Here is a 22,276-nt window from a genome sequence, read left to right on the forward strand (position 1 = left end):
GCCGCCAGACTTCTAGCTTGTCGCGGATCAGCAAGTGGATTCCAGGGACTACCGGGAGGCAGCGAACCGTCGTACCGGAAGGAGTCGAGTCCATGAGTGATAGCGACGTGAGCTCGCACGAGGCGGGTGCCAAGGTTCCGAAGGACCCTGAAGGCCCGGTCCTCGGGGAAGTTCAGCCAACGCCCGAAGACGAAGCGGCTCAAGCAGTGATGCAGTGGCTCACCGAGAATCCCGACACCAACGCGGGCAGCGTTCGCATTCTCGCTGACCACAAGACCGTCGTGGTCTATTGGAAAGGCGATCCTCCGGCTGAGCTGCAGCAAGTCGTGGCGAGTCAGCCAGTGCCGGTGACGATCCGCAAGGCGGCCTACAGCAGGGCCGAGCTTGTGGCCGGCGCCAGATCGCTGATGGATGCCAACAAGGGTGTCTTGACTTCGGCGGGGCCGAGCCATGACTTCTCTGGTGTGGGGATTACGCTCAGCTCCAAGGCGCCACAGACAGCGCTGGCAGCGGTACGGGCCCAAAGCGCGGTACCGATCGAGTTCCGCGGGGTTCTGGACGTTACGTACGGCCGCCCATCGTCGCGGACCCTCGATTAGCGACGTCGAATCGGCAGGTTGCGCGTCTGTTCGGAGATCACCAAGTCAGCTCGCGTCTCATGCCCGTCGGGCGCTTTCCGCTGAAACAGGATCAACCGAACGGTTAGCCGCGGGTCTGCGCTCGACCGTGCGTCGCGCTGCGTCCGCTCAGGCGCAGGGGCGCCGAGCGGACGCAGCTTCGGGGCGGAAACGCCGCCTGACTCAGTGAGGTGGATCGGGCAGCGCTCCTGGTGGAGCGGCGGAACGGACGCGGGGTGCAGGGGACTTGAGGAGAACGACGGATGTCCCCTCAGCACGTCCGCTCCGCCGGCTTGGTGGCGATCAGGACCTCGTGGGTGCAGTGGCGGAGGTGGTCTCTGATCTGCACCGGGTTCCCAAGTACGGCGAGGTGGTGCAGTGTCGGCACGACGAGAGGTTGTCCGTCGGCCTGCAGAAGCGATTCGAGAAGGTCGAACGCCGCGCTGGGAGGCCCGGGCTCTTCGACGTACACCTTGGTGAGCTGCAGCCCGTGCTCGGTCGCGAACGCCTTCAACTGCCGACGGATCGCAAGGAGCTCGCCGGTATTGCGCACGAACGACATCGAGACGAATCCGAGGGCTGGCGTGGCCGGCATATGCAGCACTCGTTCCTTGTGGTCGAGGTGCCTAGTCGGCGGCCACGATTGTGATGCCGTTGGACTCCAGTCGCTGTCGTACTGACGACGGGTCGCCGGCGACCTCCAGATGCTGCACGTCGGGCGTGATGATCATTCGCTGCACTTCCTGCATCACGACTGCGAGCAGATCGTGGAAGGCCTCGGGCGATGTCTCGATCTCCTCGATGTGAATCGCCACAAGTTCCGCACCGCGAGTCCGAGCGGCGTCGACAATGAGCCTCCGAGCGTTGGCCAACTCGATATCGTTCATGAGGAAGTGCTTCCGGATGTAGCCGTACGCCCGCATGGCGTCGCCCCGCTCGTGGTGATCCGTGCCTGGAAGAGTGCTAGTCATCTGTCCCACCGCCGCGTCATTCGTTCCGGCCGGACAGGTCTCGCAGCAGGTCGGTGATCATTGCGATCATCAGGACCGCAGCCAGGCAGGTCACGATGAACAGTGGTGTCGTCATGGTGGGCGTCCTTTGTCGGGTCTTCGTAACGCTCTGTATCCACACCATGGCGCTGTGAGGGTGGCCACCACTACAGGCTGTGCTCATCGAGCCGACCTATCGGCGGTGCCGATAGACGCACCGGATGCGCTCGGGCTAACTTCACAGAGCCGCCTAGGGACAAGGAGTGACGATGACGGCAACGCATCCGGTGCTCAAGTCCTCCTGGTGGGATCAGCCGGAGATGCGTCCTGTCCTGGCGTCACGTGACGTCGCAGGCATCTTCCGCTGGCTGCAGCGGCACGGCTGGAGCCAGACCCAGATCGGTGCCCCGCACGTGTCAGTCCCAGGGCGAAGTCTCAGAGATCCTCAACGGCCGCCAGGTCAAGGCGTACGACGTCCTTGAACGCATAGCTGATGCATTCGAGATTCCCCGTGGACGAATGGGGCTCGCATACAGCTCATCTGGCCGTGGAGAGAGCGATGAGTCGCGCGAACTGACCAGCGACGACCGCAGGAACTTCGCCGGTGCGGTGGCGAGCGTGGCCTTCGGTGCGGTCAATGAGCAGGCTCGAAAGTGGCTGCCCGACGTACCCAGCGGTGTGGCCTCTGTGCCGTCGGCGATTTCCGCGACCGACGTCGAACAAGTCGTGTCGATGACCGCCGAGTTCCGGAAACTCGATCAACGCTACGGCGGGGGAGCAGCGGTCGACGCTGCACGTGGTTTCTACGGCTATGCGCGGCGGATGATCCACTCCACCGCCGATCAGCGCACGCACCGGGACCTCAAAGTGTCCCTGGCCGACTTCAGCAGCATGCTGGGTTGGTCGTTCCATGACATCGGTGATCAAGCCGCGGCTCGACGCTTCCTGATGAACGCACTCGTGCTTGCCAAGGACGCGGACGAGCCCTCGCTGGCCGCGTCGATCCTGTACCGCCTCGGCCGGGTGAGCATGCAGGAAGCCCAGCCCGTGGAGGCCTTGAAGATGCTTCAACTTGGCCAGCTCGCGGCACAAGACGCCGGCGATCCAGCTGAGGTCGCGAGACTCCACGCCAACGAAGCCCTGGCCTACGCGATGCTCGGCAAGCACGATCATGTAATCGATGCTCTCGCGCGTGCAGAACACGAGATGGGCCGCGCTGATAAGCGTCGAGTATCCCCATGGACCACGCTGTACTTCACTCCTGGGGACTACACGGGGCATCAGGCACTGGTGTACAACTCCCTGTCGGGCTACGCGAAAGACGATGCACAAGCCCGCGAGTACGCCGTACGCGCGGTCGCATTCGCACAGCAAGCAATCACCGAATCTGGGCCCGACAGATCGCGTCGAAGCCGGACCTTCGATCGGATCATCTTGTCGACGAACCTCCTGCGTACGAACGAGCTGGACGCCGGCATCGACGTCGCTCGTGACGTGATCAGCGAAACGCAGCATTTCCGCAGCGGCCGCGGTATGAGCCGCCTCGCCGAGATCGGCACCGCAGCCTCACAACACACAGAAAACTCGGATGCTGCGGACCTGGTCCACCAGCTCGAAACCGTCCGTACAACCGCGCCGAAGGCACTCACCGCATGACCAATCTGTCTCCAGAGCTCGACCAGCGGCTCAAACACGCCCTCAAGGGCATCTGCCAAGAAGCTGGCCTACTCCCGGAGGAAGCCGAACTCATCAAGTACACGAACAACGCCGTCTACCGCTTTCCCAGCCAAGGTGTTGTCGTCAGATTCGGAGCCGGCGACCTCGCCAGCCAACGGGCCGACCACGTCGCCCGAATCGCCACCTGGCTGGAACGCCACAACGCACCCGCTTCAAGGCTCGCGCCTGGTCTGACCCAGCCCGTCCTGTTCGAGAACTACTCAGCCACGATCTGGAAGCTCCTCGAAAGCAGCAACCCAGCATGGACCGGAGCCGAGCTGGCTGCTCCACTACTCGGCTGGCACAAGCTCGAACCGATGCCCAGCCTCAAACCCTGGGACCCGTTCAGCAGCGCCCGCAGCCGTCTCGCCATGGCCGACGGCCTCACGGCCGACGACCACGCCTGGCTCACCGAGCAGTGGGCCGCCATCGAGGCTGACTACCGCGCCCTCATGCCGGACCTCCAGATGGGCCTACTCCACGGCGACGCCTACATCGGCAACTTGCTGCGAGAGCTCACCGGCCGCTTGGTCCTGTGCGACTTCGACGGCACCAGCATCGGCCCGCTCGCGTACGACCTGGTGGTAGCCGCCGTTAGCGCCCTCCGCTTCGGCGCCACCCAAGACCACGAAGCCTTGGCCACCACCTACGGCCTGGACGTCACCACTCTTCCTTCATGGCCGACGCTCCGTCGCATCCGAGAACTGGTCCTGGTCACCAGCGTCATCACTGACCTCCGCAACCGCCCCGACATCGCGAAGGTCCACGCGCACCGGCTGGCCACCCTCAGATCGGGCGCCAACGAACTGTGGCACCGCTACAAGTAGCGGCTGTCGCGGCTCAGAAGAGGGTCGCGGCTGCGTCATCCGCCGCTTGGCTCGTTGCGGCCTTGCGGACTGTGGCATCCAGCAGCTCAGCGAGTGCAAGCGGCGCGCGGCCGGGAGGCGTCGCGAGATGAGAGAGCAGCCGTGCGCAGACGAGCGCGTCGTAGGTCGCGCGGTGCGTCCCCTGCTTCATGCCGGCGCGGGTCCGCCGTTTGAACTCCATGTACATCGACTCGACTGCGCGCGCCTGGGCGATGAGGTCTGGGATCTGGTCCTCAGCTGAGCAGGCCGCACACCAGGTGCGGAGGTCGGCGTCGGTCGGTCCCTGGACGCCGTTCTCAATCTTGCAACACGCGTAAAGTGCCAGCCTGTCGCGACCGCCAGTTCGCGGCCGGACAGACCAGCATCTTTGCGCAGTTCCCGCAGCCGCAGGCCGAGCGCTTGCTGGGCTTTGCGCGCCGCGTCAGACGGGCTGGTACTCACGGTGCTGGATGGCCAGTGCCCAGACCGCCTCAAAGGCACCTCGGCACATCTCGACCACGGCCGGGTTGGTGGTGGTGGTGAAAGCTACATTCAAGCCGGACCCGGCGTAGTGCAGGAACACGACTTGCTGGTCGTCGATGAGGTAGTAGTCGTTGCCTGGCAGGCAGATGGTCGACGTCAGCCGCCGGGGTACCCAGCGGATGTCCTCACCGGCGTCGACCATGGGCTGGGCGATGCTGTAGCTCCAGCGTTGGTAGTCGCTTAACGGCTCGGACACGACGCGAGCCCGCCGCACGCTCCGACCCGCGCGGACATGGTCCTGGAGTTCTTGGCACCACTCGTTGAGCCAGGCCAAGTCATCCGGCTCTCCGTGAGCCCACTTGGCCATGTACGGCAGTTCAGTCTCGGTGCCATAGGCGTCGCGGGTTTCGAGGTGAACAGCCGAGTGCTTGAACGACGACAGCAGCTCCGACAGATCGTCAGACGTTATCTCCTGCACGACCCTCCTGGAAGAAGAACGGGATCATCCGATCCGGGATCTCGACGGCGGACTCGCCTTCAGGCAGGTTGAGCGTAGCGAGGGCGTCGGCATCGTTGACGACCCAACCCTGCACGATCCAACTGCCTCGGTCGGTCTTGTAGAGCGTGGGTGAGTTATTCGGGTTCGACTCCGGATCTCCAGCTACGAGTGTGAGGTGCATATTCATACTCCCCTGTAGGCCGTTGCGATAGATTGCCGGTGATTACCCTCCGCTTGCGGTCAAGGGTAGTTGCGAGATGTTGCGAGGCGAGTTTGGGTGTAGGTTAGCCTGCCCTGAGAGCAGCTACGCCTCTACGCATCCGGCGACTGGACTGCGGTCACTCGCGTTCGGGCGGACGATCCTTGACCTCGGCACGTCGGAAATCCAGCGCCTGGGGATCGCCCGAGCCATCTCAGTCATGCGCATCCGGTAGGTAAGTGGTTGTGGGGGAGTCAAGCAGACCCACGCGTGCTACGCAGGCGGTCCGGTCGCTTCGCTCCCCCCGCACCCGCTATGCGCGCTCCACCCACCCCGGCTCAGCGCCGGAGCATCCGTTGCCGGCTGGCGCCGGCGCGGTGCGGGCAGCTGGCGCCTGCGAACGACCGCCGCATTACAGACGGCCTCCCGAACAGCCAAAGCGGAGCGCCTCCGGGCGGGCCGCCTCGCCGGGGAAGCGGAGCGACCCGCGTGCTACGCGGCTGGTCTGTCGCTCGGCTCCGCCCGCCTCCACGCTTGCTGGACCACTGTTTCCGCGGCACTACGGCCGCGGCGTCCGCAGCGGATGAACCGAAAGAAGATCCTGGATTCAAATACAGGCGAGGTTCTGCCTTGACGGAGTGTTTCGACTTCAACGCATGAGCGCCGTAGGGCGACGGGAGCAGCCTCGCCATGCGCTCGTATGCGCGGGCCAATGAAGCAGTTGCCGGTCTCAGTTCGCCAGGCGGTCGGGAGGAACGAGATCGCGGATCTTTCTTGCGAGCATCTCGAGGTCGGCGCTCTTCCGTAGGTAGGCGCTGATTTCTCGGAGGCTTTCGCCGCTGCTCTCCAGATCACCACGTTCGAGAATTGTGTATACGATCACCGGGACCCTGCTCAACGCCTCATCCTTTGAAAGTAGCTCCGCGCATCGAAGTCCGGCGCGGAAATATTCGCCGTCGATCACGTCGGGCGGTGGCGGTGTCATCTTCGGGCTCGGCACGGCCCATCTCAGCATGACGTCCATGATGACAATATCGGGCTTCGTCTGCCGGAAGTCCGGGAAGCGTTCTCTAAACGCGCTCTCGGTGGTGAGTGTCTCGATCCTCGCGGTCGGGAAGGTGTCTGCGAGGTACTCCTCGAGTGGGCCCTCTTGCAGGAAGTCGTCCTCGACGACAACAATGTATGCGGCCATCTGCAGCTCCTTCGGCGCTGGGTCTAGTAGGTCAGCGGAAAGACGAGTCGCACTGTTGTCCCGTCGCCTGTCGGGGCGAGGTCGATGCGCGCCTGCATCGACCGCATGAGGTTGTCGACGATCCAAAGGCCGATTCCGGACCCCTCGCCAGTCGAGGCTCGGGCCAGCGTGCCACGCCAGTTGCGCTGAAGGCAAAGAACTGCCTCTTCATCTTGTAGGGGGATACCCGTATTCACTACATGGATGGTGAAGGAGTTCGGTGCAACGGCACCATAAATGTTGACTCTCGTATCCTCGTAGCTGTATTTTGCGGCGTTGTCGAGTATATTTCCGATGCACTGTTCGAAGAATGCCCTGTCGATGTTCACGACTCGCCGGCCGAGCGCAGTAATTGATTCCCGGGCGACGTCGAAGCGGATACGACGACGCGGATTGCTCAGCATCTGCGCGTCATCCGCGGCGGCGATCAGGAGCCTCAGCAGGTCGTCGCCGCTGTGTGTCTCCATCTTCGGCCGGGGGTGCGTGCCCTTGCTCAATGCCGCGAAGACTCCTGCTGACAGCGCGACGCGACTGGCTCTTCGGCAGAGACCGCGAACAGCCCGCAGTTGGGCCTCGGTCCTGCTGTCGAACCGTCCGACCTGGAGAACGCGATCCGTTCGGCTCGTAGCCGCCAGGAGTGGGCTGACAAGTTGGTGTTCGAGGTCCTCCAGTGCCTGCGCTTGGCCCCTGTTGGTGACCTCGAGGCGGTGGCGTGCCTCGCGCAGCCGTTGCAGGCTCTGCTGCAGGTGCTGGTAGAGACCGAGCTGGTCCCCGACGATCTCGCAAACCTGCGGAGAGTTCGCTGGTACGTCTCGCGAAGGCCCGAAGGCTTCCAACACTCCGAAGAACTTCTCGCCAACGCTGATGGGTGTTCCGATGAGCCAATGAGCGGCTGCTGTCAGCCCCTCGCTGGACAACGTTTCTGCGTCGGTTGCGATCCGTTGAGACTTCGACATATGGACCACGTCTGCGAGTGGGGTTTCGTAGGGTGGCGCCCCGGCGAGCAGTCTTTCATGATCGACGGGAGTTGGGGTGTGGAAGGCGACAGCCAGTCTTGATCTGCTTCCGCCGGATGCCGTCGTGCGGAGCACACGTGCGCCGACGCAGTCCTGAACCACGTCTTGGACGATGCTTGTGGCCATTGCGTCGACGCGATCATCGTGCGGCTGTTCCCGTCGCAGCTCGTCCGCGACCAACTTGTTGAGGGTTGTGATCGCGGCGGCGAGACGGCGCCACGAGTCGATTTCAAGGGCGATCGTTCGCCGCTGCAGCCAGTTGCTCCAATGTTGTGCGATCTGAGAACTGATCGGGACGAGGAGTGACACGTCCGCCTGGGTGAAGTGAGATGGCAGACCGTAGGTCAGGCTGCAACTGATGGCGCCCCAGATATCCTCCCCTGTCGTCAGCGGTGCGACCATAAGTGTCCGGTTACTATCCAACTCGCCGGGTGGCAGGCTGCTGCCGGGCGACAGGCCGAAGTCTCCGGTCGAGGTGGCCACATCAGGCGTACCGCGTTCGACGGACTTTCCGACCAGACCTGTGGGCCGCCAGCTGCCTGGATCCTGGTTGCGATGTGCCGAGGACGTCGCTACGAGGGTGAGAGAGTCCGGGGCGTCGCCGCCTTCTCGCAGGTAGATCGAAACGTCGGCGCACTTCAGAGAGGCACCAATCGCATGACACACCTTGGTGAGGTAGCTGACAAGCAGCTCTCTGTTCAGTGGCTGACGGGATGATTCGAACTCTGCCTCCCGGAGAAGAGCGTCACATACATTCACGAGGTCCAGTGTCTTGCGATCCCGCACGACACTCAGCAGCTCTGGTAGCACTTCAAGAAGGTCAGCGGCGACGTCGAACGAGTCGGTGAGTCTCTCACCGCTGCCGCAGAGAGTCAGAACACCAACGCTGCCGTCGAGGAAGTCGATGGGCAGTGCGGCGACAGTTGAGTTTGGAGAGGCGTCGCCGCCCGGCTCGCCGGCAGGGGAGATTGCCAGCGTCCGATGGGAGAAGGCGGAAAGAGTCGTGGGGTCCGCACGGTTCGGCATCCTGACCATCGACGTCCCGTCCCTTGGCCAGACCGCGACGACTGACGGAGCAGGGTTGGCGACGTTGTTTCGGGCGGCTTCCCACAGAATCACCGACGATGCCCGGGTCGACTGACCGAAGATCTCCATGAGTTCGTCCAGTCCCTTCGACGGGTCGCCCCGAAGAGCGACCCGGACGAGTCGCTGAAGCCACGAGGTCGACGTGGTGGCCACGTCAGATCTCTCCGCGATAGAGCCAGTCGGCGGGGCCCGACTGATTGGGCCCGGCGACCGTACGCGCCGTCGTACGAGCCCGCACGTCGGCCAGGCCCAGGAGATCGACACGCGCCCTGTTTGACCTTGGCAGTACCTCCCTGTCCACCAATGCGCCGCGGGCAGCCAGATCCTGGAAGACGTGGGCTGCGAGCCCGATCAGAGCTGAGTCACTCTGAAACGGTGTCTGAGCAAGGCTGGCCTCCAAGACGTTCGCGCACTGCTCGAGATGGACAGCAGCCTTGCTGTCGGCGAGACCCTCGACGAGGAGTCCCGGGACAACTTCGTCCTCCGGCTGCCAGTCATATTGACTCGGAACGATCTGGAGCAGGTCGGAGTAGACGGCGATCCGGTTCCTGCCGTCGGGCATATGCCCGAGGAATCGGTAGAGATCGCTGTCACCTGAGCCGGCCAGCAGATCATCTGTCTTCTCGACCAGCCATCGGAGCAGCGATACCGCCTCCTGGGCAGCCTTGTCGACGTCGGGCTCGACCTGGGCACGAACTCGACGCCAGCCGACTGCTGAAAGCAGCCGTTCGGGAGCCTCGACACGAGAGGCACCGGCGAACGGCCGCCGAGTCAGCTGGTCTGCGAGATCGAAGAACCGCTCGGCTAGAGTACGGTGACGCGGCCGATCAATGTCGATGCCGAGTTCGCACACCTCTGCTGCGGTCTCGATCAAGAAGTCGCCCGGAACGTTGTGCCCTAGGGCTTCGGATTCGGTGAGGGTGGCCAGGGCAAGGTCGACTCTCAGGCGAGGGGCCTTGCCGACCCAGTCCTTCGAGATCGACGCGCCGATCTCGTCCTCCTCCGCGCCGAGTGCCCACCAGTCGAGCCGATCTGCGCCTTCGGCAACGAACTGGCGTAAGTAGTTCTTCGCCGTCATCGCCATCACGCGACGCACATCTGCCGACTCCTCGGCCGCACAGTCGACCAACGTCTCCTCGGCCCGTAGTAGCCGGAGGCTGGCCAGCGAATCGGGAGATCGGAGCACTCCCGACGCTCGGCTCGTATCACTGCGTGAGCCTTCTTCCGCCAGCAGCTCGCGCAAAGCATCGCTCTGTACGACGTGCCAGAATTGCGAATTGCTAGCGCCATCCGGGCTTTCGGCGGTGTTCCCGGCTGATCGCTCGACGAGCGGCCGGAGGGACTCCATGACCTCGGAGATCTCAGCGGGTTCAGACCTGCAATACGCCGCGAGTTGTGTGAGCGTGAACTCCTGTAAGGCGAGCGCGGCTGCCATGATGCCTGCGTTCGTTGACATCGGGCACCTCACATGACCTCGAGCAGCCGCTCTGCTTTGGTTGGATCCGCCACCCAGCTCCGCAGGGCTTCCGCGAGCGGTGGCGGCGGATCCTGCCAGCTCAGAAGGCCGACGAAGTGGTCCTTCACGTCGAGCGGCCGATCGACGAGGTTGAGCTGAACTGCGAGCCGGGCGACACGAGCGATGCTCTCGTCCTTGCTGAGGCCGCGATCCCGCTCCAGCCAAGCGATCAAGCACCTTGCAGCCATATGGCCGATCGCCCGTGCGTGGACCTCAGGCGCTTCGGGGCGCCTTTCCAGCACGGCCTTGAGACGCTCTGCGTGTTGACGCGCGGCGGGAGCAAGTTGCGCGTCGATCTTGGATGCCCACTGGTCCAGGAAGTAGTAGGCCGCCCAGTCGAGAAAACCCTCGGCGAAATCGCTGTCGTTCTTGGCCTTGTCCTGGTGCGCCGGAACGTGACAGACGAATTCGTGGGTTAGCACCATAGGCACGGCCGCATACGCGGCGGGCCCGAACTTGTCGCAAAAGATCCGGAGTTCGACCTCGGGCGAGTGCGCATCGGGGGGCCAGGGGGTCATTGCTGTCACGGCGTAGGGATCGGCGGCCAGGTCCGCATTTCGCGGATGACTGAGCATGTGGGCCACCGACAATCGTGACCGCCTCCAGCCAGCGCCGTACAACGCTTCGGCCTGCGCTTGAACGGCTTCGAACAGCTCGCCGAACGGGTCATCGACGCTGGCGGCAGAGACCAACGTCTGTAGCTCGATCAACAACTGCCGCTCGTCCGGTCCGGCGGGCTTCCCGTCAATCGTCTGAGTGATGACCGCAAGCCAATCGCGCGCAAGGGTCTCGACGGCCGTGTCGTCGTCGCAGTTCAGGTCTGCAAGCTTCCGTGCCGCAAGATCGAGCTCGATGAGGACGAGTTGCACGGCCTGCATGCGCTCCGTCGCCATCGTCAGGCGCGCCAACGCCGCCCTGGCAGACCGAAAGATCGCTGCCCGCGCAAGCAGGCTGCGCCAGAGTGGCGGTTCGAGCAGCACGTACGGCGACGTACCCGCCGTGCTCATGTCGAGGGCCTCTCGGGACCGTCATTCTGCTGCTCCTGCAAGACGTTCACGCCGAGGCGGCGCCGCAGCCGGGGCCAGATCACCTCCTTCCACAATGTCTCCGCGATCTTGGACCCGACGCTGACCGTGATGCCGATCAAGATCGGGGTGACAAAAGGCTCGAGCCCCTGCGCACCTTCCTTGACGTCGACCTTGAGGTCGGTAATTTCCTGCAGGTCGACACCTGCTTGCTGAACCGCTGTCGACGCTTCGCTCGATGGGTCCTTCAACTCTGCGACGATGTCATCGACCGCCGCCTGAATCGTGTCGGCTCCCGCGTCGCCGCGCGCAAAGCGCAGCTCAATCGTTGAATTGTCCATTGGATTCCCCCCACGCACCGCGCCCTTATCGACGCGCAACTCCAATGTCTCACTGCACCAGCTCGCACGCCAGACCCGAGACTGTGCGACGACGACCACGGGGCTTGCAAGACTGCCTGGAGCCGTTAAAATCTCGCACGGCGGTCGATCGCGGAGAACCCACACCGAGCGAACGCTTGTACATATCGTGGACGGAGAGCTCCTGAGCATCTCCATTCATTCCGTGCCCGGCGCCGGACACTGGTGGGCGCCGTTGTTGTACGCGTGGACGACCGCCGCACTCATGAACCCCAGGCACCTACGCTGCGATCTGTACCTACCAATTTGCTCTCACGCGTCTGGTGTCGTGGGCCCACATCGCGATCTCCACGCGGTTGCGTGCGCCGAGTTTGGTCATCAGCGATGCGACGTGGGACTTGACCGTGCTCAGGCCGACGAAGAGCTCAGTGGCGATCTCGGCATTGGTCCGGCCCCTTGCCACCAGTGCGAGCACCTCCTCCTCGCGGTCGGTGAGCGGGTCGATGGGCTGGGCCGGTACCACCGGCGCCCGGTCGGCGAAGGTCGCCAGCAGCCGGCGGGTGATGTTGGGGGCGATCAGCGCATCCCCGTTGGCTGCCGCGTGGATGGCCTGCACGAGGAGCTCCGGACCGGCGTCTTTGAGCAGGAAGCCGCGGGCGCCGGCGCGGAGGGCGCCGAGGACGTACTCGTCGAGGTCGAAGGTAGTGATCACGACGACCGCCATCGGGTCCGTCACGTCTGGCCCGGCCAGGCGTCGCGTCACCTCGACGCCGTCGAGCCCGGGCATCCGGATGTCGACGAGGAGGACATCGGGACGCAGCCGGTTCGCCATGTCGAGCGCTGCGAGCCCGTCTGCCGCTTCCCCCACGACCTCGAGGTCGGGTTGCGCGCCGAGAATCATCACCAACCCGGTACGCACCAAGTCCTGGTCGTCGGCTACGACAACACGGATGCTCATCCCAGCGCCTCCACCGGCAGCACGGCCTCGACTACCCAGCCACCCCCAGGTCCCGGGCCCGCGGAGAGCGATCCGCCGAGGAGTTGGGCGCGTTCGGCCATGCCCATCAGGCCGAACCCGGGCCCCGGGGCCGGCCCCGGCTCGGTCTGTCCATCGTCGGTGACACGCAGCTTGACCGCGTCGCCCTCCCGACGTACGTCGATCCCGACACGGGTCGCGCTCCGGGCGTGCCGTACGGCGTTGGTCAGCGACTCCTGCGCGAGCCGATAGAGCGCGGCATCCACGGGCCGCGCCAGCCGGGTCAACGAATCGTCCAGCGAGACCTCGACGGTGGGCGTCGCGTCCGGCCGCGCCAGAGCAGGCAGGTCCGCGACACCCAGCTGCGGTGCGTAGGCGACGTCTTCCTCCTCACGCAGCACCCGCACCATGGATCTCATCTCCACCAGGGTTCGCGACGCTTCAGACTCGATCGCGGCCAGGATCTCGGCCGCCTTCTCCGGCTGGATGCTCGCGACCACGCCGCCGGCCTGCGCCTGCACGGCGATGGCCGAGACGTGGTGGGCCACGGTGTCGTGCAGCTCGCGCGCCAGCGCCACCCGCTCCTGATTGCGGATCTCGCGCTGTTGGCGATGCCAGAGGTCCGCGCGGTAGCGGAACACCACTGCGAGGGCGACGAACAACAGCAGGAGGACGCTCCCGCCGAAAATCTCGGACCGGCTCGCGGAGGAGGCGTACATCCCGAGCGCGACGACAACCGTCACGAACGCCGTCCCCAAGACGATCTCCCGGCCCGAGCCCCACCGCACCAGGGAGTAGAGCAGGATCAGGACGGCCGTCATGGAGTCGAGGCCGAGGTCCCCGGCGTGCGTAGTCAGTTGGAGGACCGAGAGCAGCCCAGCGACGCCCCACCCGACCAGGGCAGCCATCAGGGGGCGGCTCCGCCGCCAGAGCAGGGCAGCCATCAGCGCCAGGGCGAGCACCGTTACAAGGGGGCGCCAGGCCAAGCCCGGCCGAGCGATGCCCTCGACCAAGGCGGCGGCCGCGAGCACGCCCACCAGCAGCCAGTCGAGCCGGCCGATGGGTGGGGCGTCAGCAGGCCGCGGCTCATGCCAGATGGAGCGCCGGATAGTGACCACGGCTCCAGCGTAGGGATCGGGCGCGCCTAGGCGTACCCGCCGAAAGTACTAGAGAGAGACCATGCCATCGGCCAGGCGAACCCCAGCCTCCAGGCCGAGGCGCCCGCCGCCGGGCCGGGCGATCGTGGACCTACCGATCCTCACCACGACAACGGAGCCCACGATGAGAACACGTCAACCCGCCACCGCCACACTGGAAGACCAGCCGATCCCGGGGAGAGCCAAGCTCGCCGCAGCGTGGACAAGCTTCATGTTCCTGTACGCCTATGTGGACATTCTCAATTTCTACACGCCTGGCGTCATCCAAGACATCCTCGACGGCAAGGTCTTCGAGTTCGACCTCTCCCAGACCTTTTCGACCACGGCGCTGACCCTCGTGGCCATCCCGGCCCTCATGGTCGTGCTGTCGATGACGCTGCCCGCCAGGGTGAACCGCATCACGAACCTCATCGTGGCCGCGCTCTACGTCCCCGTCACGGCATTCAACGTGGTGGGTGGGTCCTGGCTGTTCTTCTACGGCCTCGGCGTCGTCCTGGAACTGATCCTTCTCGCCCTCATCCTGCGGTACGCCTGGACCTGGCCCCGCACCGCACCGCCGGCGACCATGGCGCCCAGCCCGGACCGCGACACCGTCCGCGCCCAACGGCAGCCGTGACCCAGAGGCCGGGCCTAGGCTTGAACTACGGCCAGATTCGGTGGAAGTTCTCGGCGTGAGCTTCTCGTCCGAGGATCTTCAGGTCCAGCGCCAGTTCGTCCCCGCGGGAAGTGCCTGTGATCTCCATCGGTAGCCCGCTGAGTGGGTCGCTGGTCAAGAGGGAGACTGGAGATCCGGTTGCTATGCGGTGAGGCGGTCTGCTTCGGCTAGGAGGAGGTTGCCGAAGGGTTGAAAGTTGATGGTGCAGGCGTAAAGGCCGCTGATGACTCGGTGGATGGTGCCCCATTCCCAGATGGCGGTGGCGTCCACGCCTGTGCGGGAGGCGAGTCGCTCGGTGCGGGCCCGGAGGTCGTCGCCGAGGTCTGGGTTGCAGCGGACGATGGTGCCGAGGTCGCAGGCCGGTTCGGCGCGTAGGCCGGCTGGATCGATGAGTTTGTAGGTGCCGTCGCTCGCCTGGAGGGCGTTCATTTCGTGGATGTCGCCGTGGACCAGGACCGCGGTCCGGTCGTCGTGGGCGGCGCGACGGCGGTTCATGCAGGTCAGGGCGTCCTTCACGGTGGCCGGTGAACATGGTCGTCCCGCCTGCTCCCACAGTTTTGGCAGCCGGTCGGCGTACTGCGCGGCCAAGGTCGCGCCGGTGGGCAGGTCGATGTCGGGAGCGATCGGACGCCACAGGCGAACCGCCACGTCACACAGCAGGTTGTGGCGGCTTGTGGGGTCGGCCACGACGTCGTACATCGGAGCACCGAGGCGCTCCAGCAGAAGGGCCTGTCGACCCAGGTCCTCGCCCAGCAGCTTGGCGCATCCCGCCCCGTCTGCGAGGCGCAACGCCGTGGCCTCGTGCCTGATGTCCCGACCTGGCACGCCGATCTTGAGGACCGCAGGGGTTCCGTCGGCGAGCCTCACCTCGACGGCCAGCGCGGCGTGACCGCCCCCGAAGCTCGAGCCGATCACCAGAGACCACTCCTGCGCGAGCGAGTCGACCAAGCCTGGCAGCTCGTCGAGCCAAGAGTCGTTCCCGTCGGCCATGACCGTTCTGCGGACCTGGTCAGGAATGTCGAGGCTCATGCCGTCAGCCTAGTGAGACAGCCTCCGGGCGGCGCGCATGTCTCCTGGTGATTGCCGCGGCCGGGGATGGCCTCGGCCGCCGCCAGCGGTGCGTTCGACTCTGCCCAGGCCGGTGACGCCGGCAAGCACAACCGGCAGCCGCAGCGCGGGCCGAAGAACGTGATCTTCTTCCTCCTGGCCGACATGGCGGCTTGCCCGAAGGAGACCAAGGCGGCCGGTGGTCTCGGGTCGATCGCGGAGCAGTAGGTCGATCACAAGGTCGACACGTGGTCGACCCAGGCCAAGGCGAACGGCGTCCAGTACGTCGCCGACGCGGCCGGGCTGAAGTCGGTGAAGGCCGGCAAGCCGGTGCTGGGTCTGTTCAAGAAGAGCAACATGTCGCTGGAGTGGAGCGGCCCGGCCGCCGCGCTCGGCAAGGGCGGCGCGGCGCAGTCCTGCCAGGAGAACCAGCGCCCGGCGAGCGAGCCGAGCCTCGCGGACATGACCTCGAAGGCGATCAGCCTGCTGGAGAACAAGAAGGGCTTCTTCCTGCAGGTCGAGGGAGCCTCGATCGACAAGCAGGACCACGCCACGAATGCCTGCGGCCAGATCGGTGAGACGGTCAACTTCGACAAGGCGATCGGTGTCGCGCTCGATTACCAGAACACGCACCCGGACATGCTCGTCGTCGTCACCGCGGACCACTCGCACACGACCGGCCTGCCGACCGGTTACTCGACCAACCTGACGACCAAGGACGGTCAAACGCTGACGCTGACCTACGGTACGGCGGGGTTCGGCGGCGACGGCAAGGCGCCGGTCGCGAGCGGTCCGAGTCAGCAGCACACCGGCGCTGTCGTGCCGGTCTGGGCCAACGGACCGGGTGCCGAGGCGGTTCTCGGCACGAACGATCACACCCACCTGTTCGACGTACTCCAGGGCAGGTGAGCGATCGGGCGGTCCGCAGTTGACCGCCCGGAACGAACAGCGGAGGTGCCTCGGGGTACGGAACCTGGGGCGCCTCCGCTGCTCGTGCTGACCAAGTTCGATACAGTCTTGGCTTAATTCAGGATCCGCTGTATCGTCGCGCGTATGAGTGACGGGCTTGCGGTTGCGGTGGATGCGGGGGCGTTGGCTCGTGTCGGGGTTGCGTTGGCGGACGCGAATCGGCGGCGGTTGCTGCTGGCGCTGCTGAACGTGCCGGGGTTTCCATCGGAGCTGGCGGATCAGTTGGGGATGACCCGGGGAAACGTGTCGAACCATCTCGCTTGTCTGCGTGGCTGTGGGCTGGTGCGGACTGTCCAGGTCGGGCGGCGGGTGCGGTACGAGTTGGCTGATCCGAAGCTTGCGCATGCGTTGGCGGATCTGGCCGCGCTGGTTCTGCTCGTCGACCATCCGGGTGCGGCGGGTGAGGTCTGCGGGCCTGAGGACTACGACTGCGTGGACGAGGTCTCTGGTGGCTGACGCTTGCTGCACGACCGACGGGCCGGTGCTGTCGGAGGGGGAGGGCGCGCCGCCGGCCGCGATCTGGCAGGTGCGTGAGCTGCAGGTGGCGGCGGTGGCCGCGGTGCTGCTCCTGGCCGCGGTCTTCGTACCGTCCGATGTGGCGCGGCTTCTCGAGCTCGCTGCGCTGGTTGCCGGTGCGACGACGTTCGTGCCGGGGACCGTGCGTGCTTTGCTGCGCGGACGGATCGGCGTCGGTCTGTTGATGACACTCGCCGCGGCCGGCGCGGTTGCCTTGGGCAATTATGGCGAGGCCGCGATGCTGGCGGTGCTGTTCTCGATCGCCGAGGGCCTTGAAGGGTACGCCGTTGCGCGGACGCAGCATGGTTTGCGGGCGTTGCTGAGCCTGGTGCCGCCGTCGGCGACCGTCTCGCGCGGCGGGGTGGAAGTGGTGGTTGGGCCGGCGGAGTTGCGGCTCGGGGATGTGCTTGTGGTGAAGCCGGGGGAGCGGATCGCCACGGATGGGGTGGTGTTGTCCGGGCGAAGTTCGCTGGATACGTCGGTGGTCACCGGGGAGTCGGTGCCGGTGGAGGTCGGACCCGGCGCGGAGGTGTTCGCCGGGACGGTGAATGGGGCCGGCGTACTCGAGGTGACGGTGACGGCCACGGCGGAGGACAACTCGTTGGCACGGCTGGTCCACCTCGTGCATGAGGCTCAGGAACGCAAGGGTGCAAGTCAGCGGCTGGCTGAGAGGTTCGCCAGGCCGCTGGTGCCCGGTGTGCTGGTTCTGGCCGCTGTGGTTGCCGGTTTGGGGAGTCTTCTGGGTGATCCCGGCGTGTGGATCGAGCGGTCGCTGGTGGTTCTGGTGGCGGCGGCGCCGTGTGCGTTCGCGCTGTCGGTGCCGGTCGCGGTCGTGGCGGCGATCGGGGCTGCGTCGAAGGCCGGCGTCCTGCTCAAGGGTGGTGCTGCGGTTGAGGCGCTTGGTGCGATCCGCGTGGTCGCGCTCGACAAGACCGGGACTTTGACTCGCAACGAGCCGACGGTGATTGAGGTCGTGGCGGTATCCGGTGCGGACCAGGCGAAGGTGTTGTCGGTGGCGGCCGCTTTGGAAGCGCGGAGCGAGCATCCGCTGGCCGCCGCGATTCTGGCGGCCACCGACGTGGTGACGCCGGGGACTGATGTCGAGGCGGTGCCCGGTCACGGGCTTCAGGGTACGGTCGCTGGGCATCGGGCTCGATTGGGGAAGCCTGGGTTCATCGCGGCCGCTGCGTTGGTCGCCGACGTCGGGCGGCTGCAGGATGCCGGGGCGACTGTGGTGCTGGTCGAGTACGACGACGTACTCCTCGGCGCAATTGCGGTTCGCGACGAGATCCGGCCGGAGGCTGCCGAGGCGATCGCGATGCTGCGGAGTCAGGGCGTTGACGTGGTGATGCTGACTGGCGACAACGCTCGTACGGCGGTCGCGATCGGCGCGCAGGCTGGGATCGAGGACGTGCGTGCCGAGTTGCTGCCGGAAGACAAAGCCCGCATCGTGACCGAGCTGAAGACGCGTGGTCCGGTGGCAATGGTGGGTGACGGCATCAACGACGCGCCGGCGCTGGCGACCGCGGATGCCGGGATCGCGATGGGGGCGATGGGTAGCGACGTGGCGATCGAGGCCGCCGACGTGGCGTTGATGGGTGAGGATCTGCGCCGGCTGCCGGATGCGATCGCGCACGCCCGGGCCGCGCGGCGGATCTTCACTCAGAATCTGGTGCTATCCGGCGGGATTCTGGTTGCGCTGGTGCCGCTGGCCGCGACCGGCGTACTGGGGCTGGCCGCGGTGGTCGCGTCGCATGAGCTCGCCGAGGTGCTGGTGATCGGGAACGGTATTCGTGCTGGTCGGAAGAAGCACCTGCCCGTTCACCGCGCGCTTCGTGCGGCGCAGGCGGCGAGGGTCGTCCGGGCTCCGGAGCCCGTCGCGGTTCCGGCCGGCCGGTCGCTCCTGTCGCTCAGCGCCGCTCCTGCGGCGTCGACGTGCTGCGGAGACGGCCCGTGTACCTGCGACCACGCCTGAGCTGACGCACGCACTGTGTGGTGTGGGCGTAGGCTCGTTGGTAGGTGTTTCGGATGCTGCGTACGAACCGACCCGACTGTGCTCGACGCCGTCGACTGGACCGTAGTTCGGGGTACGGCGCTGGCTATGGCTGTGAGCGGGTGTTGATCGGGAACAGCCGGGAATGGGTGTGCCGGCAGGCGCGTGGGCGGACGCTGGAGCTGGCGGTTGGGACTGGTCTGAACCTCCGGTGGTACCGCGGCGACGTCGAAGTGGTTGCGGTGGACATCGACCGCGAGCGTGTCGAAGTCGCGGCGGACCGGCTCCAGGCGCTGGGTCGGGCAGTTCGCGTGGCTGTTGCCGACGGTCAGCGGCTTCCTTTCGGCGACGATTCGTTCGACGCCGTGGTCTGCACGTTGGCCGTCTGCGACGTGGACGACCGGGCGGCGACCCTGGCCGAGGCCTACCGCGTGATCCGGCCGGGAGGCGAGCTCGTGTTGCTCGACCACTTCGAGAAGCGATGGCGGCACGGACGGCCGGCCACGGTCGGTGAACGGGTCGGCTTCACGCTGGTCGAGCGTCGGCGGCGGTGGGCCGGCTACTTCGAACGTGCTCGGCTGCGAAAGCCGATCGAAGGCTCACCCAGCTGATCCCGCGGTGCGCGGCCGGGTCGGCGTTGTCGGGTGTACGACGGGCAAGCCGGCTGCCTGCCACGCCTGGAACCCGCCGGCGATGTCGGTACTGCGGACCAAGCCGACCGCTCTGAGCGACTCAGCGGCGAGGCTCGAGGAGTAGCCGCCCTCGCAGAGCACGATCCACCAGATCCCGGACGACACCGCTTCGGGGATGCGTGACGTGCTCGCCGGATCGAGCCGCCACTCGAGGTGGTTCCGCTCGATGACGATCGCCCCGGGCACCTCACCGGCCGCGCGGCGCTGGTACTCGGGCCGAGTGTCCACGATGTACGCCGTACCGCGCCGCATCGCCTCGAAGGCCTGCGCCGGAGTAAGGCACGGAAGCCCGGCCTGGATCTGCGTCACCCGCTCGTCGATCGCCATCAGACGGTCCGCGCGGCCGCCGCGAGTTGGCCGATCGCCGCGCCGATCTCCTCGGCTGTCGTCGAGCGGCCGAGGGAAAGCCGGATCGCACCGAAGGCCCGGTCGCGGTCGAGGCCCATCGCGGTGAGGACGGGTGACGGCTCCGGGTCGCCGCTGTGGCAGGCCGATCCGGTCGACGCGGCGATGCCGGGCGCGTTGCGGAGTACGTCGGCACCGGTCGTGCCGTCGATGCTGAGATTGAGCGTGTTCGGCAGCCGCAGCGCCAGCGGGCCGTTGACGTGCACGCGCCCGGGGAGCTCGGCGGTCAGTTCATCCTGCAAGGTGTCGCGCAGTTTCTGGATCCGATGGCGGTCGTTGAGATGCTCCGACGCCAGCCGGGCGGCGACTCCGAGGCCGACGGCGAGGGCGACGTTCTCGGTTCCCGCGCGTACGCCGTACTCCTGTCCGCCGCCGTACACCAACGGCTCCAGCTGTACGCCGGCCCGCACGAAGAGCGCGCCGACGCCCTTGGGGGCGTACATCTTGTGACCCGCGACCGTCACCAGGTCGATGCCCAAGGCATCGATATCGAAGGGCAGCTTGCCGAGGATCTGCGCCGCGTCCGAGTGGAAGATCACACCCCGGTCATGTGCTGCCGGCACCAGGTCCGCGAGCGGTTGCAGTGCCCCCGTCTCATTGTTGGCCGCCATGATCGAGACCAGCACGGTCCGCGACGTGATCGCGGCCTCGAGGTCGCCGGGGTCGACCAGGCCGAAGCTGTCGACCGGCAGGTACGTGACCTCGACGCCGTGCCACCGCTCGAGCGCCTGGCAGGATCGGAGTACGGCGGGATGCTCGGTGACCTGCGTGACGACGTGCGGTCGGGCGGCGTCCGCGGCGAGGACAGTGCCGCGGATCGCGAGGTTGTCGGCCTCCGATCCCGAGCCCGTGAAGATGACGTGGCCGTTGCCCGCACCGAGCAGAGCGGCGAGCTCACGCCGGGCCAGATCGAGTGCGGCCCGGGGTTCGGCGCCGTACGAGTGCTCGCTGGACGGATTGCCGAAGCTGTCGCCGAGATAGGGAAGCAGCGCCGCTGTGACGGCCGGCTCGATCGGTGTGGTCGCGTTGTGGTCCAGATAGATCATCACATCCCCCTTGGCAGATCGCTGGTACGACGAGGGTGGGTCTCGTACATGCGCAGCGCGACGACAAGACCCGAGAGCGCGGTAACGGCCGCCACCACCCCCACGGCAGCCCGCACGCCCCAGAGGTCGGCGATCACGCCGGCCAGGACCGCGCCGACCGCGAAGCCGCCGTCGCGCCACAGCCGGTAAACGCCGACGGCTCGTGCTCTCCAGGCCGGATGGGCGACGTCGCCGATGCTGGCGAGCAGGGTCGGATAGACCATCGCGGTGCCGATGCCGAGCAGTACGGCGGCGGCGGCCCACAGCGCGAAGGAGCTGACCGCCGCGATCACGGCCAGTGCCCCGGCCTGGACGAGCATGCCGCCCGTGATCATCGGCTTGCGTCCCCTGCGGTCCGACAGCGGACCGGTGACAAGTTGCCCGAGGCCCCAGACTGCGGGGTAGAGGGCGACGAGAATCCCGATCCGCGCCACGGACAGTCCCGCGGCGGCGAACAGGATCGGGAACAGGCCCCAGGCAAGCCCGTCGTTGAGGTTGTTGACCATTCCCGCCTGACTGGCCGACGACAGCGCGGGCTCCGTCAGGGTCGTCCGCGTGAACACCTCATGATCGGTCAGTTCGCCGTGACTGTGGTGACCTGCAGCCTCGAGTTGCGCGTGGCCGCGTGTCTCCCGTACGGCGAGCGCGGACAGCCCGAGGCCGAGGGCGGCGTACGAGAGTCCGAGCAGGAACGGCGCCGGCCGGAGCCCGTGACGCGCCGCGAGGTAGCCCGTCGCGAGTGCGGTCACCGCGACGGCGACATACCCGGCGGCCTCGTTCAGCCCCATCGCGAGTCCGCGCCGGTCGGGTCCGGCCAAGTCGATCTTCATGATCACGGTCGTCGACCAGGTGAGGCCCTGGCTCATACCGAGCAGGATGTTGGCGACGATGACCCATCCCCAGGACGGGGCCCAGATCAGCAGCAGCGGTACGGGGACCGCGATCACCCAACCGGCGAGCAGAACGGGTTTGCGGCCGAACCGGTCGGACCAGGTGCCGGCGAAGTAGTTCGTCGCGGCCTTCGTCAGTCCGAAGGCCAGGACATAGGTGAGCAGGAAGGTGTAGCCGGTGAGGTGGAACGTCTCGTCGGCGAGCAGCGGCAGCACCGTGCGTTCCTGGCCGAGCATGCCGCCGACGAGCGCGTTGACCGCGACGAGCAGGCTGAACTGCGCGAGGTTCGCGCGGATCCCGAGCCGCATC

Annotated in this window: 26 protein-coding genes; 9 read left to right on the plus strand and 17 right to left on the minus strand. The window is 66.3% G+C overall.

Features of this window, described 5'->3' with window-relative positions; all coding sequences use genetic code 11:
• Positions 1 to 92: 92 nt before the first annotated feature.
• Positions 93 to 599, plus strand: coding sequence for a hypothetical protein (locus ABZX12_RS07885; RefSeq protein ID WP_355690889.1), 507 nt, complete (start codon positions 93 to 95; stop codon positions 597 to 599).
• Between the two features lie 289 nt (positions 600 to 888).
• On the opposite strand, the gene ABZX12_RS07890 is transcribed toward ABZX12_RS07885, so the two are convergent.
• Both ABZX12_RS07890 and ABZX12_RS07895 read right to left on the minus strand, forming a co-directional pair.
• Positions 889 to 1,212, minus strand: a complete 324-nt coding sequence (locus tag ABZX12_RS07890; protein ID WP_355690891.1) for a hypothetical protein — start codon at positions 1,210 to 1,212, stop codon at positions 889 to 891.
• Positions 1,213 to 1,243: 31 nt separating this feature from the next.
• Entirely contained in the window at positions 1,244 to 1,588 is a 345-nt protein-coding gene (locus ABZX12_RS07895; protein ID WP_355690892.1) for a hypothetical protein, read from the minus strand.
• Positions 1,589 to 2,125: 537 nt separating this feature from the next.
• Here ABZX12_RS07895 and ABZX12_RS07900 point away from each other — a divergent pair.
• Positions 2,126 to 3,262, plus strand: a complete 1,137-nt coding sequence (locus ABZX12_RS07900) for a hypothetical protein (protein WP_355690894.1) — start codon at positions 2,126 to 2,128, stop codon at positions 3,260 to 3,262.
• Positions 3,259 to 4,149 (plus strand): aminoglycoside phosphotransferase family protein, encoded by an 891-nt coding sequence (locus ABZX12_RS07905; protein ID WP_355690896.1) that lies wholly within the window; start codon positions 3,259 to 3,261, stop codon positions 4,147 to 4,149. Before ABZX12_RS07900 ends, ABZX12_RS07905 begins: the two co-directional genes overlap by 4 nt.
• 13 nt (positions 4,150 to 4,162) lie before the next feature.
• Here the strand turns inward: ABZX12_RS07905 and ABZX12_RS07910 are convergent, their stop codons facing one another.
• The 11 genes from ABZX12_RS07910 to ABZX12_RS07960 form a co-directional block, all read right to left on the minus strand.
• Complete coding sequence (locus ABZX12_RS07910; protein ID WP_355691328.1) at positions 4,163 to 4,369, minus strand: hypothetical protein; 207 nt, start codon at positions 4,367 to 4,369, stop codon at positions 4,163 to 4,165.
• Positions 4,336 to 4,668 carry a helix-turn-helix domain-containing protein gene (locus ABZX12_RS07915; RefSeq protein WP_355690897.1) on the minus strand — a complete coding sequence of 111 codons (333 nt, stop codon included), beginning with the start codon at positions 4,666 to 4,668 and terminating at the stop codon, positions 4,336 to 4,338. Before ABZX12_RS07915 ends, ABZX12_RS07910 begins: the two co-directional genes overlap by 34 nt.
• Positions 4,610 to 5,128 (minus strand): DUF6879 family protein, encoded by a 519-nt coding sequence (locus ABZX12_RS07920; RefSeq protein ID WP_355690899.1) that lies wholly within the window; start codon positions 5,126 to 5,128, stop codon positions 4,610 to 4,612. The genes ABZX12_RS07915 and ABZX12_RS07920 overlap by 59 nt, the downstream gene beginning before the upstream one ends.
• Entirely contained in the window at positions 5,109 to 5,330 is a 222-nt protein-coding gene (locus tag ABZX12_RS07925) for a hypothetical protein (protein ID WP_355690900.1), read from the minus strand. Before ABZX12_RS07925 ends, ABZX12_RS07920 begins: the two co-directional genes overlap by 20 nt.
• 748 nt (positions 5,331 to 6,078) lie before the next feature.
• Positions 6,079 to 6,540 (minus strand): hypothetical protein, encoded by a 462-nt coding sequence (locus ABZX12_RS07930; protein ID WP_355690902.1) that lies wholly within the window; start codon positions 6,538 to 6,540, stop codon positions 6,079 to 6,081.
• A gap of 23 nt (positions 6,541 to 6,563) precedes the next feature.
• Positions 6,564 to 8,750, minus strand: a complete 2,187-nt coding sequence (locus ABZX12_RS07935; RefSeq protein ID WP_355690904.1) for a HAMP domain-containing sensor histidine kinase — start codon at positions 8,748 to 8,750, stop codon at positions 6,564 to 6,566.
• Positions 8,751 to 8,835: 85 nt separating this feature from the next.
• On the minus strand, positions 8,836 to 10,137 hold the full coding sequence (locus ABZX12_RS07940; RefSeq protein WP_355690905.1) for a hypothetical protein: 1,302 nt from the start codon (positions 10,135 to 10,137) through the stop codon (positions 8,836 to 8,838).
• An 8-nt stretch (positions 10,138 to 10,145) separates the two neighbouring features.
• Positions 10,146 to 11,204, minus strand: coding sequence for a hypothetical protein (locus ABZX12_RS07945; protein WP_355690907.1), 1,059 nt, complete (start codon positions 11,202 to 11,204; stop codon positions 10,146 to 10,148).
• Complete coding sequence (locus tag ABZX12_RS07950) at positions 11,201 to 11,608, minus strand: hypothetical protein (protein WP_355690909.1); 408 nt, start codon at positions 11,606 to 11,608, stop codon at positions 11,201 to 11,203. Before ABZX12_RS07950 ends, ABZX12_RS07945 begins: the two co-directional genes overlap by 4 nt.
• A 271-nt stretch (positions 11,609 to 11,879) precedes the next feature.
• On the minus strand, positions 11,880 to 12,539 hold the full coding sequence (locus ABZX12_RS07955) for a response regulator transcription factor (RefSeq protein WP_355690911.1): 660 nt from the start codon (positions 12,537 to 12,539) through the stop codon (positions 11,880 to 11,882).
• Positions 12,536 to 13,675 (minus strand): histidine kinase, encoded by a 1,140-nt coding sequence (locus ABZX12_RS07960; RefSeq protein WP_355690913.1) that lies wholly within the window; start codon positions 13,673 to 13,675, stop codon positions 12,536 to 12,538. The genes ABZX12_RS07955 and ABZX12_RS07960 overlap by 4 nt, the downstream gene beginning before the upstream one ends.
• A 163-nt stretch (positions 13,676 to 13,838) precedes the next feature.
• On the opposite strand from ABZX12_RS07960, the gene ABZX12_RS07965 reads away from it, so the two are divergent.
• Entirely contained in the window at positions 13,839 to 14,330 is a 492-nt protein-coding gene (locus ABZX12_RS07965; RefSeq protein WP_355690915.1) for a DUF6326 family protein, read from the plus strand.
• Between the two features lie 180 nt (positions 14,331 to 14,510).
• Here the strand turns inward: ABZX12_RS07965 and ABZX12_RS07970 are convergent, their stop codons facing one another.
• Positions 14,511 to 15,359 (minus strand): aminoglycoside phosphotransferase family protein, encoded by an 849-nt coding sequence (locus ABZX12_RS07970; RefSeq protein WP_355690917.1) that lies wholly within the window; start codon positions 15,357 to 15,359, stop codon positions 14,511 to 14,513.
• Positions 15,360 to 15,464: 105 nt separating this feature from the next.
• On the opposite strand from ABZX12_RS07970, the gene ABZX12_RS07975 reads away from it, so the two are divergent.
• The 5 genes from ABZX12_RS07975 to ABZX12_RS07995 all read left to right on the plus strand — a co-directional run bounded on the left by ABZX12_RS07975 (position 15,465) and on the right by ABZX12_RS07995 (position 19,505).
• Positions 15,465 to 15,644 (plus strand): hypothetical protein, encoded by a 180-nt coding sequence (locus tag ABZX12_RS07975; protein WP_355690918.1) that lies wholly within the window; start codon positions 15,465 to 15,467, stop codon positions 15,642 to 15,644.
• Between the two features lie 84 nt (positions 15,645 to 15,728).
• Complete coding sequence (locus ABZX12_RS07980; RefSeq protein ID WP_355690920.1) at positions 15,729 to 16,325, plus strand: alkaline phosphatase; 597 nt, start codon at positions 15,729 to 15,731, stop codon at positions 16,323 to 16,325.
• 144 nt (positions 16,326 to 16,469) lie between these two features.
• Complete coding sequence (locus ABZX12_RS07985; protein ID WP_355690922.1) at positions 16,470 to 16,841, plus strand: metalloregulator ArsR/SmtB family transcription factor; 372 nt, start codon at positions 16,470 to 16,472, stop codon at positions 16,839 to 16,841.
• On the plus strand, positions 16,834 to 18,876 hold the full coding sequence (locus ABZX12_RS07990; RefSeq protein WP_355690924.1) for a cation-translocating P-type ATPase: 2,043 nt from the start codon (positions 16,834 to 16,836) through the stop codon (positions 18,874 to 18,876). Before ABZX12_RS07985 ends, ABZX12_RS07990 begins: the two co-directional genes overlap by 8 nt.
• 53 nt (positions 18,877 to 18,929) lie before the next feature.
• Entirely contained in the window at positions 18,930 to 19,505 is a 576-nt protein-coding gene (locus ABZX12_RS07995) for a class I SAM-dependent methyltransferase (RefSeq protein ID WP_355690926.1), read from the plus strand.
• On the opposite strand, the gene ABZX12_RS08000 is transcribed toward ABZX12_RS07995, so the two are convergent.
• From ABZX12_RS08000 to ABZX12_RS08010, 3 genes are read right to left on the minus strand one after another with little or no spacing between them, the layout of a single operon-like run.
• Positions 19,494 to 19,913: a rhodanese-like domain-containing protein gene (locus ABZX12_RS08000; protein ID WP_355690928.1), complete on the minus strand. Its 420-nt coding sequence runs from the start codon at positions 19,911 to 19,913 to the stop codon at positions 19,494 to 19,496. The genes ABZX12_RS07995 and ABZX12_RS08000 overlap by 12 nt on opposite strands.
• Entirely contained in the window at positions 19,913 to 21,037 is a 1,125-nt protein-coding gene (locus ABZX12_RS08005) for a cysteine desulfurase family protein (RefSeq protein ID WP_355690929.1), read from the minus strand. The genes ABZX12_RS08000 and ABZX12_RS08005 overlap by 1 nt, the downstream gene beginning before the upstream one ends.
• Positions 21,037 to 22,275, minus strand: coding sequence for an MFS transporter (locus ABZX12_RS08010; protein ID WP_355690931.1), 1,239 nt, complete (start codon positions 22,273 to 22,275; stop codon positions 21,037 to 21,039). The genes ABZX12_RS08005 and ABZX12_RS08010 overlap by 1 nt, the downstream gene beginning before the upstream one ends.
• Position 22,276 lies beyond the last annotated feature (1 nt).

The organism is Kribbella sp. NPDC003505, from assembly GCF_040610875.1.
Classification (GTDB): Bacteria; Actinomycetota; Actinomycetes; order Propionibacteriales; family Kribbellaceae; genus Kribbella.

Coding starts and splice junctions, on each gene's coding strand:
- ABZX12_RS08005 (WP_355690929.1), bottom strand. CDS start 21,037: ATGATCTATCTGGACCACAACGCGACCACACCGATCGAGCCGGCCGTC.
- ABZX12_RS07885 (WP_355690889.1), top strand. CDS start 93: ATGAGTGATAGCGACGTGAGCTCGCACGAGGCGGGTGCCAAGGTTCCG.
- ABZX12_RS08000 (WP_355690928.1), bottom strand. CDS start 19,913: ATGGCGATCGACGAGCGGGTGACGCAGATCCAGGCCGGGCTTCCGTGC.
- ABZX12_RS07925 (WP_355690900.1), bottom strand. CDS start 5,330: ATGCACCTCACACTCGTAGCTGGAGATCCGGAGTCGAACCCGAATAAC.
- ABZX12_RS07965 (WP_355690915.1), top strand. CDS start 13,839: ATGAGAACACGTCAACCCGCCACCGCCACACTGGAAGACCAGCCGATC.
- ABZX12_RS07970 (WP_355690917.1), bottom strand. CDS start 15,359: ATGGCCGACGGGAACGACTCTTGGCTCGACGAGCTGCCAGGCTTGGTC.
- ABZX12_RS08010 (WP_355690931.1), bottom strand. CDS start 22,275: ATGCGGCTCGGGATCCGCGCGAACCTCGCGCAGTTCAGCCTGCTCGTC.
- ABZX12_RS07895 (WP_355690892.1), bottom strand. CDS start 1,588: ATGACTAGCACTCTTCCAGGCACGGATCACCACGAGCGGGGCGACGCC.
- ABZX12_RS07890 (WP_355690891.1), bottom strand. CDS start 1,212: ATGCCGGCCACGCCAGCCCTCGGATTCGTCTCGATGTCGTTCGTGCGC.
- ABZX12_RS07900 (WP_355690894.1), top strand. CDS start 2,126: ATGGGGCTCGCATACAGCTCATCTGGCCGTGGAGAGAGCGATGAGTCG.
- ABZX12_RS07955 (WP_355690911.1), bottom strand. CDS start 12,539: ATGAGCATCCGTGTTGTCGTAGCCGACGACCAGGACTTGGTGCGTACC.
- ABZX12_RS07940 (WP_355690905.1), bottom strand. CDS start 10,137: ATGTCAACGAACGCAGGCATCATGGCAGCCGCGCTCGCCTTACAGGAG.
- ABZX12_RS07935 (WP_355690904.1), bottom strand. CDS start 8,750: ATGGAGATCTTCGGTCAGTCGACCCGGGCATCGTCGGTGATTCTGTGG.
- ABZX12_RS07930 (WP_355690902.1), bottom strand. CDS start 6,540: ATGGCCGCATACATTGTTGTCGTCGAGGACGACTTCCTGCAAGAGGGC.
- ABZX12_RS07910 (WP_355691328.1), bottom strand. CDS start 4,369: ATGGAGTTCAAACGGCGGACCCGCGCCGGCATGAAGCAGGGGACGCAC.
- ABZX12_RS07985 (WP_355690922.1), top strand. CDS start 16,470: ATGAGTGACGGGCTTGCGGTTGCGGTGGATGCGGGGGCGTTGGCTCGT.
- ABZX12_RS07905 (WP_355690896.1), top strand. CDS start 3,259: ATGACCAATCTGTCTCCAGAGCTCGACCAGCGGCTCAAACACGCCCTC.
- ABZX12_RS07995 (WP_355690926.1), top strand. CDS start 18,930: ATGCTGCGTACGAACCGACCCGACTGTGCTCGACGCCGTCGACTGGAC.
- ABZX12_RS07975 (WP_355690918.1), top strand. CDS start 15,465: ATGGCCTCGGCCGCCGCCAGCGGTGCGTTCGACTCTGCCCAGGCCGGT.
- ABZX12_RS07945 (WP_355690907.1), bottom strand. CDS start 11,204: ATGAGCACGGCGGGTACGTCGCCGTACGTGCTGCTCGAACCGCCACTC.